14 protein-coding genes and 1 riboswitch are annotated in these 16,198 nt (G+C 41.7%); of the genes, 3 read left to right on the forward strand and 11 right to left on the reverse strand.

Annotated features, from left to right (window positions below; translation table 11 throughout):
• Positions 1-72: 72 nt before the first annotated feature.
• Positions 73-789: a two-component system response regulator ArcA gene (arcA, locus tag GW828_RS06325; protein WP_124017307.1), complete on the reverse strand. Its 717-nt coding sequence runs from the start codon at positions 787-789 to the stop codon at positions 73-75.
• Positions 790-1,467: 678 nt separating this feature from the next.
• Between arcA and GW828_RS06330 the strand changes: the two genes are divergently transcribed.
• The 3 genes from GW828_RS06330 (at position 1,468) to GW828_RS06340 (ending at position 5,007) form a co-directional block, all read left to right on the forward strand.
• Positions 1,468-1,914: a DUF3293 domain-containing protein gene (locus tag GW828_RS06330; RefSeq protein WP_273058361.1), complete on the forward strand. Its 447-nt coding sequence runs from the start codon at positions 1,468-1,470 to the stop codon at positions 1,912-1,914.
• 269 nt (positions 1,915-2,183) lie between these two features.
• Positions 2,184-2,358: riboswitch (Lysine riboswitch) on the forward strand.
• Positions 2,359-2,492: 134 nt separating this feature from the next.
• Positions 2,493-3,887 (forward strand): lysine-sensitive aspartokinase 3, encoded by a 1,395-nt coding sequence (gene lysC / locus GW828_RS06335; protein WP_124017309.1) that lies wholly within the window; start codon positions 2,493-2,495, stop codon positions 3,885-3,887.
• Between the two features lies 1 nt (position 3,888).
• Positions 3,889-5,007, forward strand: coding sequence for a succinylglutamate desuccinylase/aspartoacylase family protein (locus tag GW828_RS06340; RefSeq protein WP_273058359.1), 1,119 nt, complete (start codon positions 3,889-3,891; stop codon positions 5,005-5,007).
• Positions 5,008-5,103: 96 nt separating this feature from the next.
• Here GW828_RS06340 and GW828_RS06345 read toward each other — a convergent pair whose 3' ends face one another.
• The 10 genes from GW828_RS06345 to GW828_RS06390 all read right to left on the reverse strand — a co-directional run bounded on the left by GW828_RS06345 (position 5,104) and on the right by GW828_RS06390 (position 15,729).
• Positions 5,104-6,240 (reverse strand): site-2 protease family protein, encoded by a 1,137-nt coding sequence (locus GW828_RS06345; protein ID WP_273058357.1) that lies wholly within the window; start codon positions 6,238-6,240, stop codon positions 5,104-5,106.
• A 199-nt stretch (positions 6,241-6,439) separates the two neighbouring features.
• The gene (locus tag GW828_RS06350; RefSeq protein ID WP_273058355.1) at positions 6,440-6,814 is read right to left on the reverse strand and encodes a DUF4144 domain-containing protein; all 375 of its coding nucleotides are present in this window, start codon (positions 6,812-6,814) and stop codon (positions 6,440-6,442) included.
• A 38-nt stretch (positions 6,815-6,852) separates the two neighbouring features.
• The gene (locus GW828_RS06355; protein ID WP_273058354.1) at positions 6,853-8,520 is read right to left on the reverse strand and encodes a DUF342 domain-containing protein; all 1,668 of its coding nucleotides are present in this window, start codon (positions 8,518-8,520) and stop codon (positions 6,853-6,855) included.
• Between the two features lie 194 nt (positions 8,521-8,714).
• A complete protein-coding gene (locus GW828_RS06360; protein ID WP_124017314.1) occupies positions 8,715-9,752 on the reverse strand; it encodes a class I SAM-dependent methyltransferase in 1,038 nt (345 codons plus the stop codon).
• 118 nt (positions 9,753-9,870) lie between these two features.
• The gene (locus GW828_RS06365) at positions 9,871-11,148 is read right to left on the reverse strand and encodes an alkaline phosphatase (RefSeq protein WP_404948318.1); all 1,278 of its coding nucleotides are present in this window, start codon (positions 11,146-11,148) and stop codon (positions 9,871-9,873) included.
• A gap of 83 nt (positions 11,149-11,231) precedes the next feature.
• Positions 11,232-12,185 (reverse strand): glutathione synthase, encoded by a 954-nt coding sequence (gene gshB, locus GW828_RS06370; protein ID WP_124017316.1) that lies wholly within the window; start codon positions 12,183-12,185, stop codon positions 11,232-11,234.
• Positions 12,186-12,224: 39 nt separating this feature from the next.
• Positions 12,225-12,965 carry a 16S rRNA (uracil(1498)-N(3))-methyltransferase gene (gene rsmE / locus GW828_RS06375; RefSeq protein ID WP_182698385.1) on the reverse strand — a complete coding sequence of 247 codons (741 nt, stop codon included), beginning with the start codon at positions 12,963-12,965 and terminating at the stop codon, positions 12,225-12,227.
• 49 nt (positions 12,966-13,014) lie between these two features.
• The gene (locus GW828_RS06380; protein ID WP_273058396.1) at positions 13,015-13,779 is read right to left on the reverse strand and encodes an endonuclease; all 765 of its coding nucleotides are present in this window, start codon (positions 13,777-13,779) and stop codon (positions 13,015-13,017) included.
• A 74-nt stretch (positions 13,780-13,853) separates the two neighbouring features.
• Entirely contained in the window at positions 13,854-14,462 is a 609-nt protein-coding gene (locus tag GW828_RS06385; RefSeq protein ID WP_273058350.1) for a SprT family zinc-dependent metalloprotease, read from the reverse strand.
• 82 nt (positions 14,463-14,544) lie between these two features.
• Positions 14,545-15,729, reverse strand: coding sequence for a hypothetical protein (locus tag GW828_RS06390; protein ID WP_273058348.1), 1,185 nt, complete (start codon positions 15,727-15,729; stop codon positions 14,545-14,547).
• Positions 15,730-16,198 lie beyond the last annotated feature (469 nt).

A 16,198-nucleotide genomic window follows, 5' to 3' on the forward strand; every position in this document is an offset into this window, starting at 1 on the left:
TCATTTACTAAAAAATAAACATAAAAAAACCAGGTGATTAACCTGGTTTTTTATTGTGTAAACTTAACAATATTACGCTTCTAAGTCACCACAAAAACGATAGCCTTCACCGTGGATTGTTGCGATGATTTCTGGCGTATCAGGTAAGCTTTCAAAATGCTTACGGATACGACGGATTGTCACGTCAACAGTGCGGTCATGTGGCTTTAATTCACGGCCAGTCATTTTTAACAATAAGTCAGCACGGGTTAAAATCTTACCTGGGTTTTCAACAAAGTGAAGCATTGCACGGAATTCACTGCGTGGTAACTTGTAAGCTTCACCTTGTGGGTTAACCAAAGAACGGCTGTTGATTTCTAAGCTCCAGCCATTAAAGCGATAAAACTCAACAGAACCTTTTTCTTCGGTTTCTGCTGCAGCATTATTTACGCGGGTTAATAAGTTGCGAGCACGGATGGTTAATTCGCGAGGATTGAATGGTTTAGTGATGTAGTCATCAGCACCAATTTCAAGTCCAAGAATTTTATCAACTTCGTTGTCACGACCCGTTAAGAAAATAAGGCCGATGTTATTAATTTCACGTAATTCACGTGCTAATAACAAGCCATTTTTACCGGGTAAGTTAATATCCATAACAACAAGATTTATCTTATTGTCTTGCATCGCTTTATGCATTTCTGCACCGTCATTGGCTTCGGTAACAACGTAACCTTCAGCTTCAAAAATACTGCGCAATGTATTACGAGTTACAGCTTCATCTTCAACAATTAAAATGTGCGGATTTTGCATGATATTTACCTGATTTTATAAAATTCGATTCTAGCCACTTTGTGCTAATAGGTTGCAAAAAGCGCTTGGGCTAATGCACTAATATTCCGATATTTCTTTGGTGTTTATCTATGTCTACCCTGAATTAAACACTCTCTATAAACTCTATTACGTAACGGTTAATGCTGGTTACTGAGTCTGCTTACGTCTATTTATTATCATGACACTATGATGTGCGTTTGCACTTAAAGCATGATGATGTAAAAAGTGGTGTAAATTTGTTGTAACTAAGCTTACTTACTATGAATGCCATTTAGAAAGATAGTTCCTTCTATCGCAAACTTATTTAATCGTATGAATGTTTTATCAAATGTAGAACAAATTTAGTACGACTGTAAACTTTACATCAATAAATCATCACACTCTCAACAATATTTGCTGAGCTTTTGAGGTGTATGTAGCCAACTTCGCTAAAGTGATTTATTAATGAGTAGGGGGTATTGTACTCGTTTTAGGTATTTGTTAACAAATTAAATGTTAAAAAATTAATATACCAATGAAGTACATAAAAGATTAATGTTGATAACATTATAATAGTTAATGATTTTTAAATATTATTCTTGTGATCTAGATCTCAAACCTTTTAGATATTTAAGCTATCTGATAGACTATTTTTGGCTTAATTGACGAAAATTTACTATGAAAAATGTTATAGATTCATTGTGGGATGACTATCAAACAACTCATTTTTTGTTCACTCAGCGTCTTTCTGATGATTTCCCATTTGCAATTGTTACTGCTCATAACCCCCTCGGCACTAGGCTCTCTCCTAGTCAAAATCGCTTACTTGATCGCCAGCTTCAATCTAAAATCCAACAATATAATCGTCCCTATCGCGCACTAGTCGGTGCGGCACCTGATTTGTCGCATATGGAAAAGAGCTGGGCTGTTTTTATTGATAAAGAACAGGCTGTTGAGCTTGGTCGCGAGTTTAATCAATATGCCATTTATTACGTTAATAGAGGTTTAATATCCTTGATTGCATGTCTTGATACCATTAAACCGGAAGTGGCTATGGGGGCGTTCAATCACCGACTGCGTTTGGTGTATGAACTGCCAGAGTGCGGTCATATCCGTGATGAGTGATAAGTTTATTCAAGCAATTAAACGGTTAAATAACACATTGCACCATAAAAAGATACAATACAGTGATAATTGTCTCGATATATTGCGTTCATGATGTTTTTTTAGCTTGATATTGGCTTTTATTTCGTAATCTAGAACAATCATATAACCGCAATTGCTGTGCCTGAATTATCGAATATTCACGATTTTTAGCAGAACTGTGTTTTTTACTGTTTTTGCTGATTGACTTGATAGGGTATTTGTTGCTATTTTCAACTCCCTCCTTAGGGAGGAACAGAAGAGGAGCGTTAACTAGGTAGTAAGTGAGAGGATGCCAGTCCAATGACCACTTATGATGGAGATTAGCGCCGAGGTATCAGTTTGTTTGGCAAACATTGATATCGGTCGTTTAGGCTGAATCCTAACGATTGTCACCTATTTTTTTGGTGGAGAGCTTCTGGTGATGATTGCTGTTTCCCTTCTATAAGGGTGCGTTATCTTAGCACCAGGCTCTTCGAACGTAGTGTGTTCGGAGCGTATATCATGTTAGTAAATCACATCTTATTTTGTTGTCTTTCGCAAACTGCGGAGGCGTCTGTATGAACCTTGCCCCAGATAATGTTGCGCCTGAGAGCCATCGCTCAGAATTAGTGGTTGCCAAATTTGGTGGCACGTCAGTGGCTGACTATGCCTCTATGAGTCGTTGTGCCGATATCGTTTTGGCGAATCCTGCTACTCGTCTGGTGGTGGTGAGCGCCTCCAGCGGTGTGACTAACTTATTAGTAGAGCTAACCCAAGCGAATGTTAATGATGAACGTCGTTTGATATTGCTTAAGCAAATCGCCAAAATTCAATATGCGATCCTAGACGAATTAGGACGTCCTCAAGACGTGGCCGCCAGCATTGATAAAATTCTCAGCCGGATGTCGGTATTAAGTGAATCGCTAGAGCTGGATCGTAGCAAAGCGGTGATGGACGAATTACTGTCGACGGGCGAGCAATGTTCCTCGATTTTATTTTCAGCCGTTATCCGTGAAAAAGGCACCGCATCCGATCATTTTGATGTACGTCAAGTGTTACGTACCGACAGTCATTTTGGCCGTGCAGAACCACAAATTGAAGCTATAGCAACATTGTCAGGTGATTTTTTACAGCCGTTACTTGCCCGTTATGTCATTGTCACTCAAGGTTTCATTGGCGCAGATGACAGTGGTAAAACCACGACATTAGGCCGTGGAGGCAGTGATTATTCTGCAGCTCTACTTGCTGAAGCCCTCTGTGCTACAGCGGTTGAAATTTGGACTGATGTTGCCGGGATTTATACCACTGACCCTCGACTTGCGCCTAATGCTCGCCCTATTGCAGAAATTAGTTTTAATGAAGCGGCTGAGATGGCCACCTTCGGCGCTAAAGTATTGCATCCTGCGACCATTTTACCGGCAGTTAGACAAAAAATTCAGGTGTTTGTAGGATCCAGTAAAGCACCTGAAATGGGGGGAACTTGGATCCGTCATCAAGTGGAAGATACCCCTGTTTTTAGAGCCGTTGCATTGCGCCGCGATCAAACTTTATTGAATCTTCATAGTTTACAAATGTTGCATGCTCAAGGCTTTTTAGCAGAAACGTTTGCAACCTTAGCAAGGCATAAAATATCGGTTGATTTAATCACCACTTCTGAAGTAAACGTATCGCTAACGCTGGATAAAACGGGTTCTGATTCTAGTGGGCAAGGATTATTAAGCGAATCGTTATTACAAGAGCTATCGCAGCATTGTCGTGTCAGAGTTGAAGAAAATTTAGCCTTAATCGCCATTATTGGTAATCGTATCGCCTCGACGGCAGGTATTTGTAGCCGGGTGTTTAAAGTGCTTGAAAACCATAATGTGCGGATGATTTGTCAAGGTGCTAGCCCACATAATTTATGTGTGTTGGTGGCTGAATCTGAGGCGGCGCAAGTGGTTAATGCCTTACATCAAAATCTGTTTGAGTGTTGAGATGACTAAAGCAATCCAATCGTCTGTACAGGTCGGGGAGTTGGCGACAGGGCAAGCATTGACAGTACCTCTATATTCATTCATTGGTAGTGAGAGTTCTGCGCCTAGTGTCTATATTCAGGCCAATGTTCATGGTGCAGAAGTGCAGGGCAATGCGGTAATTTATCAACTGATGACCTTGTTGGAAGGTTATCAGGTGTTAGGTAATATTACCTTTGCGCCATTAGCTAATCCGCTAGGAATTAATCAGAAGAGTGGCGAGTTTACCTTAGGACGATTTGACCCTATTACAGGTGTTAATTGGAATCGAGAGTATTTTGATCACCAAGTGGATGTTCAAGCTTGGTATCGCGAACACCAACATTTAACCGATAACGCTTTGTTTCAGGCTTATCGCTCGATGTTAGTGGAAGCATGCCAAAAGCGCTTAGCGCAACCTTTTGGGATCTCAACAGGTCATCGTCTCGCGGTAAATTTACAGACCATGGCGCACCAAGCCGACATAGTGCTTGATTTACATACCGGCCCTAAGTCGTGTAAACATCTTTATTGTCCTGAGTATGATATCGACGCCGCGAGATATTTTTCAATACCCTATACCCTCGTTATCCCCAATAGTTTTGGTGGCGCGATGGATGAAGCAACATTTTGTCCATGGTGGCAATTAACTCAATATGCAGCGAGCCAGGGCCGAGATTTTTCGGTACCCGTGTCGGCATTTACCTTAGAGCTTGCCAGCCAAGAACGCATTGATCTTGATGACGCACTCGTGGATGCTAAAGGTATATTGGCTTATTTAAGCTATCGCGGGGTGATAGCTGAGAACGTTAGCCCAGCGAAAATGGCGCGATTTGCTTGTTATTTACGAGATTATAAAAAGTGTCATGCACCTAAAGCGGGCTTGATTGAATATTGTGCTGTAGTCGGTGAGCCACTAGCTGCAGGGCAGCCATTGGTCAACATTTTACGTATTGACCTTTATGGCACTGATCAGGCTTTTCAAGCGATTAGTTTGCCTATGGATTGCGTACCGATTTTACATTTTGCCTCCGCCTCAGTTCACCAAGGTACTGAGTTGTATAAAGTCATGACCAAGGTATTTGCTTTACCCTCAGTATAATAAACAGAGAGATTTAAATAAAAACGCCTGCAATATGCAGGCGTTTTTATGTGGTCAGTCATCTGACTAGGTTTTATTGGCATTCAGGCATTCAAGCTAACTACCCAGAATTTGCAATGGAATAGCTAACATTTCATCGCCAGAGCCTGCAAAGTACCAAATAATGCCCACTAAACCTGCCACTGTGAGCAAATACCATACAGTAGAGAAAATCTGTCCATAGCGATCTAAAGGTAATAAGTGGCTCTGATGTCGTCCGCGCCACTCAAAGATAATCTCGACACTGCCAATCAGCAATAAAAAACCGAGTAAAGCCAAGCCTAAGCTGTAGCTAATGAAGACGCCTATGGCCGCGCCTAAAATGCAGGCGATGAGGCCAATCAAGCTGTTCATCGAAAAGCTAATGCTTTTTAATATATGTCCGCCATCGAGAGGTAAAATAGGCAATAAATTAAACAGGTTCAGCAGAGCATTAAATGCCGCTAATCCGGCAAAGAATACGTTACCTGTTATCCAATAAAGTCCGACACAGATAATCGATAAAATCAGCCCAAAAGTGGGGCCCATTATTGAAATATACACGTCTTGCCAACGGGTGTTGATCCGCTCATCGCTCAAGGCTAAACCGCCAACAAAAGGGATTAAATAGATCCCTTTGGTTTTCATGCCGAAATGTTTCATCGCTCGAATATGACCATATTCATGAAACACTAAGCAACCGATAAGGGCTAAGGCAAATTGAAATGAAAATAGCCAAGAATAGGCGGCAACACTGGCTCCTGCAAAAAGAACCTTAACTACCTTAGCGCTTTTTAGCAGTTTAAAACCTAGTGAGGCAAGGCCTACAACACTGATTTTTTGGTTTTTTACCACGGCAACTTCAGGTGTTTGACGCTCAATATCTTTAACTGTACGTTGTCCTTGAGTAATGGGCTCATCATCAATTAACAAACAATAATCAAGTTGAAATGGTTGCCAGTTAACATCGATTTCTAATCGTACTGGGAGTGGTGTGACACTTAGATTAGCGCTTATATTTTCGCTATTTTCGGTTTCAGTCGCGATAGATGTTTGCCTGGTCAGTTCAAATGAATGGATGTGAAAGGCTTGGTCGGCGGCACTGGCAGACTTTTGTGATACTAGCTGATTGTCCCAATAAAGTTGCTGCCAACCCGCAATCGAGCCTTCTAGTCGCAAACGTTTACCTAGACATTCAATATTTAGTAATTCCATTAAGGATTCTCAGGGGTTAAGAGCTGTGAGCATAGAGGGCATTTTGCCAGAGCGATGGGTGTTGCTCAATGGGGGAGGCCATTATATTGGTTAATTTTAGTTTTGACTTATTTAACAAAGGCCATCAAGGATAAGTGTTTAACTTAACCATGATGGCGTCAATGAGTAGGTGGTAAAGGTCTTATTTAGGAGAGCGGGTTTAATAGAGCTGCTCTAACTCAGCTACAGTCGCGATACCTTGTTCAATGGTGGTAAAGATAATTTTTGAGCTGCAGCAATGGCCTTGAAATTGGCCATACTGACGAACAAGAGGCAATAGTTGTAATACACTCATATCATCACCGAGCTTGAGCAACGAAGGCAGCTCTGCCACGCAGCTATTCACTGATGCGAGCTGTTGCGATTGTGTTTGAATACCATAGACATGACCTACACTATCGATAAGTTTATCGTTAGCATCAAGGGTAAATTGATTTGCACAAATAAAGCTTAACCAATCTTGATGATTAACTAGGTACATTAACTCATCATCTTGATCAAACTTGAGTATTGCAGGCCAATGTACTTGTTGCATAGTGTATATTTCTACCTATATTTGCTGTGTTGAATTCGCTAGCGATTGCTGTAATCGAATGATATTTCTTGATTGACATTTTTGGCAATGCACGGACCATGTTCACGTTGGGTGCGATTAAATGCATTGCCAATGTGGATCTCGACGTTGATGAATATGTGTTTTTCAGCTTGAATAACATAATTATTGTAATAGTTTTCAACTTCATTAAGGTGTTGTGTATATTCAACTTCTTCTTTAATACGTTCTGCATCTATCTGATTTTTTTGCTCGAGCATCATTTTAACTTGTTCAATCATGCCAGCATCACTTTGCCATTCCGCTTTAGGCGGTAGTTTACGCAATCTCGCCTCTAACTCTAAGCTCGCGACAACCATGCCTTTGATACTGTCATCTAATTCTTTAAGCTCTTGCTTTAACTCACCTTGATGCATAGCACAAAACAGTTCGGTTTTAGTACTGGCCGTAGCGCCAAATGCAATAGCCCTAATCCCTTTAGCAGCAGTGGCAATGCCGCCGACCAAGTCACCACGTTTTCCTTGAGCATCGCTGACCGTTATAGTGTCACCAGATGTCGAATGACTGTGAAGCAACTGCTTAGTGACTAAAATATTACCCAGCGCTTCTAGTTGTGAATATTGTACAAATTGGGCACAAATCTGTCCGGTAGCTTTAATTTTAGTACTCAGTTCATGCTCTTTAATCAAGCGACCAATAACACCCTTACTGACAATCACATCACCTTGAGCTTCAATAGTGGCAGACTCAACAAAGCCCATCACGGTGACATCACCGCTGGCTTTAACTTCCATACCTTCGTGCACATCACCGGTAATTAATATACTGCCTTTAAAATTAACGTGGCCACAGCGAACATCAACATCTTTAATTTGCAGAATATCGTCAACTTGCATGCCAGTACGGTTTTCCACTGGCTGACCAGGAACGGTGGCGATGAGTTGATTGGGGTCTTGAGGATGAAAGCTCGCGCCAGTGCCGGGCTCCATCGATTTATCTTTACCTGGAATTTGTTGCAGTACATCACCGTGGATATTAAACCCCGGAGTCCCTGTCGTTAATGGCGTTTTAATCATTAATACATCGTTGGGTTTGACGGTAATCAGTGAGCCTAAATCACGCATATCAACAGAGCCGTCTTCGCGTTCTTGTGGTTGCAATAGACGCTCGCGAGCTAAGGCAACTTTACGGGTTAATATTGCATCTTCACCGTTAACGGCTACCTTACCTGAGGCTATGATCCCCTCACAGGTTTCACCTGGGGGCAATATCGATAAACGCTGTATCAATGCCATAATCTTAGGTTTGCTGAGTCCCATTTTGATTTTTTGAGTTTTCAGGGTATTCAGTATGTCTGGTAGGGTGATATCTTTGCCGCCCCAAGCTGAAGTGATTTTCATGCTTGCTTGCATTTTATCGTCACTGACACTGATGCTCACAGAGCCATCTTTGCGCTCGGCAATCGTAAAAAAGAGTTCGTGTCCGCCAGGCGTTTGGCCACAAAGTGCATTGACTTCAGATACGGCTTTATTAATCGCGGGGATAATCGGAAATAACATCGTAAAATCAGCCTGTGTCAGCAAGGCATTAATATCATCCTCCGACACGGGGCCATGGGTATTGGGAATTATACGTAATTCCGCTTTGCTTTTATCTGCACTTAATGTGACGAGTGATGGCGTTAACATAACATCCTTTATTTTTATTTTTATATTCGGTCATTAGACGCCAGTACCATACCAACGAAACAAAGCCGAAAATGTGCGTTATTTTGCCTTTTCGTTAATTTAGCTGATATTTAGCTGTAATTCCAGCCGTAATGAGCTTTGCTGCCCATGAACTAAGCCAGTTGAGGTGAGATTTGGCGGGCTTTTAGGAGGGATTAACCTTGATGGGAATATAGCTTATATTTATTGTTTTCAGCTAACACTTCTACTTTGCCAAAATGAGTCGCAATAGTCTCTGAATAAGGTAAGTGGCGATTAGCGACAATTTGCCATATGCCTTTGCTGGTTAGTCGAGTTGCGCTTTGTTGGACAAATTGTGTGGCGATATCTGTAGTGTTGGTTAACCCATCATGAAACGGTGGGTTGGAGATAATACCGTCAAATTTACCGACAATTTGATTGAATCCGTCTGAAGGGTAAATTTTTGCGCGCATATTATTGGCTGCAAGGGTTAATTCGCATGAGAGTAGTGCCATCGCATTGATATCAATACATTCAATAGTTAGCGTCGGGTTAGCTTTGAGTAACGCCGCTGTAATGACCCCTGCACCACAACCAAAGTCGAGAACTCTGCCGTGTAAATTTTCTGGTAAATGCGACAGTAATAATTCAGTGCCCTGATCGAGACGTTTTTCGCTAAATACACCAACAAGATTACAAATTTGTAATTGCCCTTGCGGAGTCTCGAGTGAGTACTGGCTTACCCAATCACTAAGGGTTAATGCTGGCGCTGCTTGGGTTAAATAACTGACATACACCAGGCAATGGCGGGCATTATCTTGTTTGATTGGTGGTGAGTAATAATCAGGTGTGAGCTTAGCAATCGACTTTATTCCCCCTTTATTTTCACCGACAATGATCAGCTGGCCATCAATAGATAAATGCTGCGCAGCTAGTTGCAGTAAATAGCCCATTAACGGTTTAGCTTTGGGAAAATAAATAATCACACTATCAAATTTTGAACTTGCGAGTGAATCAGGTAATTGGTGACCAAAATAGCACTGTAATTTGTCATTGGTACAAGAGGACAATATCAGGTGATGATTAAAATCCAACGCTAGGGCGGTAACATGATGAGCAAACTCAAGACATTGATGTGCAAAAGTATCAGCTTCATAATTAAGCACTAACACATTTTGCTTTTCAAAATAGTGGCTGTTTCTGATTAAGGCTTGAGAAGGATTTGTTAACACGTCAGTTGCTCATAATGCTAGTGATAAGGTAAACACGCTGATACTAACACAATCCCCGCTGATAAGGGCGGGGATTGTGTGGGTCATCGTCGTTCGGCATTGATTAAGGTATTTATCTCTATTGTGGTAATAGGCTAAACATTTTAGTCGCGATATCAATGTTGTCTTGATGGCCGCTAAACAACCTTGCGCCAGGGCCTGCAGCGAATACTTGAACATCCATCGCGGTATGTCCGCCAGTTGTCCAACCGGTATTAGACTGAATATCAATTAATTTACGCAGTGCGACAGACAGTGGTTCGTTACCTTGCATACGAGCTGCTTGTAATTGGCTGTATTGTGCGTCGCTTGGAGTAAAACCCAAAAGTGTTGCGGTTAAAGGCTGCCAATTATCTTCAGCAATCGCGCGCGTAGCAATTGCATCTGGGCTGGCTTTAACCTTATGTAGCACCTGTGGATTCCACTCATATTTGTCATTTGCGCCAATAGATAACCCACCGGTATTATGATCGGCTGTTACCACCATAAGCGTGTCTTTACTTTGACGAACAAATTGTTCAACCACTTCAATTGCTGAAGCAAATTCATCCATTTCACCCATGGCCGTAGCAATATCGTTACTGTGGCCAGCCCAATCAATTAAGCTACCCTCTACTAATAACACAAACCCTTGGTTATTTTGTGACAGTAAATCTAGGGCTTTCTGGGTCATATGACTCAGGTTATGCGCTTGGTTATCGTTAATTACCCAAGGTAACTGGACATCAGCAAATAGCCCTAATACTTTTGGTTTAGTAACCGATTCAAGCTGGGCGAATTCAGTAATGTGTTGATAACCTTTAGCGCTAAACTGCTCAAGTAGTGTTGGGGTGAAATATTGCTGGCCCCCACCAAGAATCACATCTGCATCTGAGCTTAAATAAGCCTCTGCAATATCAATATAATTTCGACGGCTTTCATTATGAGCCAGAAATGCCGCTGGTGTTGCATGGTTGACTTGCGAGGTGACAGCTACGCCAGTTGATAAACCTAATGTTTTGGCTTTTTCCATTAAGGTGGTCAGCGGACGTTTTTCGATATCAACGGCAATGGCTCCATTATAACTTTTAACCCCAGTTGATAACGCAGTTGCTGATGCTGCTGAATCGGTAACATAACCGCTTACAGAGGCTGGGTAGGTGCTTGCCATCCCCACAAGTAAACGATCAAAAACCGTTTGTTCAATCTCTTCGGTCTCAGGATTATCTTTGTAATAACGGTAGGCTGTGGTGTACGCCGGTCCCATACCATCGCCAATCATAATGATAATATTTTTCGGTCTTGATGGACCGACCGTTGGCACATTATTGCTTACGGCGCTGTCTACAGTAGGCGACACTATGACTTCATCAGCCATAGCTCCAGTTATAATCAAACTAGATGCCAATATTAATCTACTGACTATTTTTGTGTAGATAGATAAATAATGCATGAATAATCCTATTTTTGCTGGCTTATACGGGCTTCGATGGCATCCATGAGCATACCAGTAATGCTAACGTCAAATGCTGCTTCGATTTCTTTAATGCAGGTTGGGCTGGTCACATTGATTTCAGTTAATTTATCGCCGATGACGTCTAAGCCGACAAAAATAAGGCCACGTTTTTTCAATTCTGGACCGATTGCCCGAGCAATTTTCCAATCACTTTCAGATAATGGTTGAGCCACGCCACTGCCGCCAGCTGCTAGGTTGCCACGAGTTTCACCTTTCATCGGAATACGCGCTAGTGCATAAGGTACTGGTTCACCGTCAACCACTAAAATACGCTTATCGCCTTGAGTGATTTCTGGGATAAATGCCTGAGCCATTGCGTATTGTTGACCATAACTGGTTAAGGTTTCGATAATCACTCCCACGTTAGGATCATCTTTTTTCACACGGAAAATCGAGGTGCCACCCATGCCATCTAATGGTTTTAAAATGATGTCTTGTTTTAGCTGGTGGAAGGCTCGGATACGTTTAGCATCACGAGTCACAATAGTGTCTGGGGTAAACTCAGAAAACCATGCGGTAAACAATTTTTCATTGGCATCGCGTAAGCTTTGTGGTTTGTTAACGATTAATACGCCTTCTTCTTCTGCACGTTCAAGCATATAAGTGGCATAGATAAATTCAGTATCGAACGGTGGATCTTTACGCATTAAAATAACATCAAGTTCTGCTAGCGGAGTATCGACGGACTCGCCTAAGGTAAACCATTGACTAGCATCTTGCTTAACTGATAATTCACGCATGTTGGCCATGGCTTTGCCGTTGACCATAGCAAGATCATGCATTTCCATGTAGAACAATTGGTAGCCTCTTGCTTGCGCTTCTAATAACATCGCGAAGCTCGAGTCTTTTTTGATATTAATGTCGCTAATAGGGTCCATAACAATGCCGAGCTTAATCATGTGTGTATCCTTAATAATATGCAGAGAGGTATCGGTATGTTAACCAATATCGCCAAATTTAACTTGTAATGCCGTAATGGCAGTCAATGATGCAGTTTCTGTACGCAGCACCCTAGGGCCTAATAAAATATCGGTAAAATGCTGGGTTTCTGTCATGGCAATTTCTTCGTCAGATAAACCGCCTTCTGGGCCAATGAGTAATCTTACTCTTTGATGTTGGCCGTTTAACTGTAAGCCATTAATGCCATGTGAAGCCCTTGGATGCAAATTCAGTTTTAATGCTTCAGTGGGTTCTGCACACCACTGTGCCAATGTCATTGCCGGGCGAACAATAGGTACGATACTGCGGCCAGATTGTTCACAAGCACTGACCACAATTTTTTGCCATTGCTGCAGTTTTTTCTCTAAACGCTCACCACTCAGTTTGACACCACAACGATCGGAAAATAACGGCGTAATAGTGGTTACGCCAAGCTCAACCGATTTTTGAACGGTAAATTCCATGCGGTCACCACGTGAAATCACCTGGCCTAAGTGTAAGTTTAATGGCGATTCACTGTGGTTTTTTTCACAACTCAATAGTGTGACAGTGATAGATTTCTTGCTGGTTTCAATAATCTCGGCTAAGTAATCATTACCGTCACCATTAAACAAACTGATGTGATCGCCCATTCCCATTCGCAATACTCGGCCGATATGAGCAACACCATCTTCATCTAATTGAAGCGTTTGCCCTTGCTGTAAATTGTCTTGGGGCTGAAAAATGCGTGGGACTCTCATCAGTGTTGACCTTATTTAATCAATTGTTCAAGGGTAGCTTGATCGCCAATTATCGAACTAAGCCGTTATTTTGGCATTGTTTGAATACAAAATCATTATGATTACCTTGGTTAGCTGCGATTAAGCTGTCGCGTTGACATTCTGTGGTACTAACCGGTTGCATTTTGTTCCATGCATTAAACAATTTTTGTTGGCTACTGCTGATTTGTAGACCATAGGTTTGTTGCATATAAAGGTAAGTTCGAGCGATCGGCCCTCTTGCACCTTTTGGTGGCTGCACTTTACGGCCTTTAAAGTCGACAATCATCTCGCATTGTCCGTACTGATCTGCTTTGCCGCCCCAATCACTAAACCTAAAGTTACTGCGGTCGCCATTGACCTCACCGACAGCAGGTACAAGGTTATGTAAATCGGCTTCCATTTTTTTAAATTGCGGGTTGTTTTTACCACAATTTTTACGTCCGCCATCTTGCCAACATTGCAGTTGATGACCAAATTCCCAGGCGGGGACGACGTGTTCCCATTCGATACGGTTGGCTCTAATAATTTGTTTTCTAACCAGATAGCCACAGCTAGCATGATCCGCTTGCCATAATTTACCTGCTATGGCGATATCACAGCCGCAATAGAAGGTGTTGAGTGGCAAGTGTTGCTGATAGATCTTTTTGGCAATGGCTTTGGCTTTACCGAAACTACTGGGGTGTTCTGCCGCAATAAGTGTTGATGAAAAAATGCCGCACAGTAGCGACACCCCAAATGACCAAGAATGAGTGGATGATAAGCGCAAAATAAACCCTAAAATTAACAAAAACATCATTACAGCGCAGGCTTAGCCTGTCATTTGGGCAGATGTTAAGCCATCGAATGCGATGACGCAATTGATAATATTTAAGGAGAAAAAGGGCTTAATGTTTGTTGGCAACGGCGACAGCGATATTGAGTTTGGCCGCGGACAATTCTGTTATGACGTCTTATGGTTAAGTGGATGCTGCCACAGGCGCAAAAATATTCGAACTGTTGGCCACTGACAGACTGAGTATTGAGTTGGTGAGTGGTCTTGGGGGCAATATTAAATGTTGTCAGCATAACGCTTTGCCATTCTTTACCATGAGGTTTTACTTTACCAAACAGATGAAAACACACTAAATGGCTAATTTCATGTGGCACAACTTCGTTAATAAAAATATCGGGGTTTTCAGCCAGTAACACCGGGTTAAAGCGTAATTTATTCGCTTGTAAATGCGCTGTGCCGGCGCTTTTTCCACGTAAGCTGAAATGCACACAAGGACGGGGGAATTGGCGTTTGAAATGCAGCTCGGCTAACTGGTAATCGGCTTCGACTTTGGCTAAGATCTGCAGTTGTAAGGGGTTACTAACGCTCGTGTTTAGTGGTTGCTTGGTGCGAGGGCGCGCTGATAATGAAGATTCCTTAGTATGGATATCTTGCGTTAACGCTTGGTGCGCGCGTTGGCTGAAATTAAAAATACTTTTAAACATTTTGGGTAGCTTCACTTGCTTGAATGATTAACGAAAGATTCAGGCAAGTAAAGTATTGACCTGTTAATTTAGTGTATCGATATTATAGTGTGCTCGCTGCCGCAGCTATCATGGCACGTATTTGCTCAACAATGTCTGATTCTACTTGCGAGTCGTAACCTTTAATGCGTGGAGTATGAATGTGTCCTACCGGTAAATTCAAGTTAAATTGATCTCGAAGTAAAATACTGCGATAGGATATTTCGTTAGATAAATAGCCACCACCAGATCCTTCTACAGAAATTTCATTTTGTAATTCAGCCAGTGATGATGCTTTAAATTGGCCCCGAGATAAGCTGCTAACTTGATTGTTATCATTAACACTCCAGTGACCTTTTACCGCTGCCATCGCCTCTACAGGTAATGAGAATTGCACAAACTCAGGACCATTTAATATCCCATCGTTTGAAGTGCCACCGTTAAATAGCGGCGCTTTTGGATTGGTGCGACTTGCTCCAGTTAATACATTTAAATTATCTGGTGCCTCTGCACTGCGGTTACGTCCAGGAAAGCGTTCAATATCAAAATTATCACGACCCATGCTAATGGTAAATACCATGTCAACACTGTTCTCTCGATAAAACGGTGTCAGTAACGATTCGATAATACCATTATCAAAATCACTAAATCTCACTGGGATCATCACAGTTTCAATCTGTACTTTTTTTCCATTAACTTCAAAATGATAACCGTCGAGAGCTAAAGCAGCTAAACCTGACGGATTACTTTGGCCGATATCCTTATCAAGGAAAAAAGGATCAAAACCAGTGACCAAGATATTAATTTGGCTGTCGGAAGAAAATTCAATATCACTAAAGCCTCGGGAGGATTTCTCCACCGCTTTGACCAAAATCTCGCGTTGCCAGTCGGCAAGATTAAATCCTGCTTTGTCTTGTTTTAAGACCTTACGCATGCTTAATCGACTCCAGTACAAGGAGCGATCATCACTGTGTCCAGACTGAACATCCCTAACAGCTTGTTGCCATAATCTATGTCCTTGATGGGCTGCCATTTCTGTCACCGCTAATTCATCGGTGGATTGAGCTAACTTGACCTCCAAGGTATCACTAATGGCTTGATAACGATTAACCACCTGAGGTAGGGTTTGTTCCGCCTTTAATACGCGAATTTCTTCAACATTTTTGGGGAGTTGTCCTGCGTTAACTGCAGCAGATAAGGTGACTAGTGCCAATGAACTTAACATTATACAAGCATTGTATTTAATCATGACGGTTCCTTTAGGACTCCTAGATATCTATCTTTAGGTTGCGTTTAACGACTTTACTGCCCGTGAGACGGACTAACGATTAGTCTAGGTTATATTTATAACACAGTTGTTTAGGTGGTTTAAGAGCACGGTTAACTCTTGTGCACGAGTAAGCTGTTTTTGAGCGCCGATTTATGTGGATATTTGGGGTAATAGTTAAATGTTGCATATATGTCAATTTAATTACTGCTTTTTGTATACTATTAACACTTATGTACCATACTATGGTCATAAGAAAGATGTAGCTGAGATAACAGATACATTAAAGTTAGTCATCATTACGATCAATCTGGGGTGATTAGTCGATAAAAAGATGATTAAAACGTACAAAGTGTGGTTCTGAGTGGGTATCCATATTGAATCCAATAATGATACTGCTCATGAGTAACTACATTACTTAACTTATGTATTAAGTTACCGATGATATAAA

The sequence above is a fragment of the Shewanella vesiculosa genome (assembly GCF_009994065.1).
Classification (GTDB): domain Bacteria; phylum Pseudomonadota; class Gammaproteobacteria; order Enterobacterales; family Shewanellaceae; genus Shewanella; species Shewanella vesiculosa.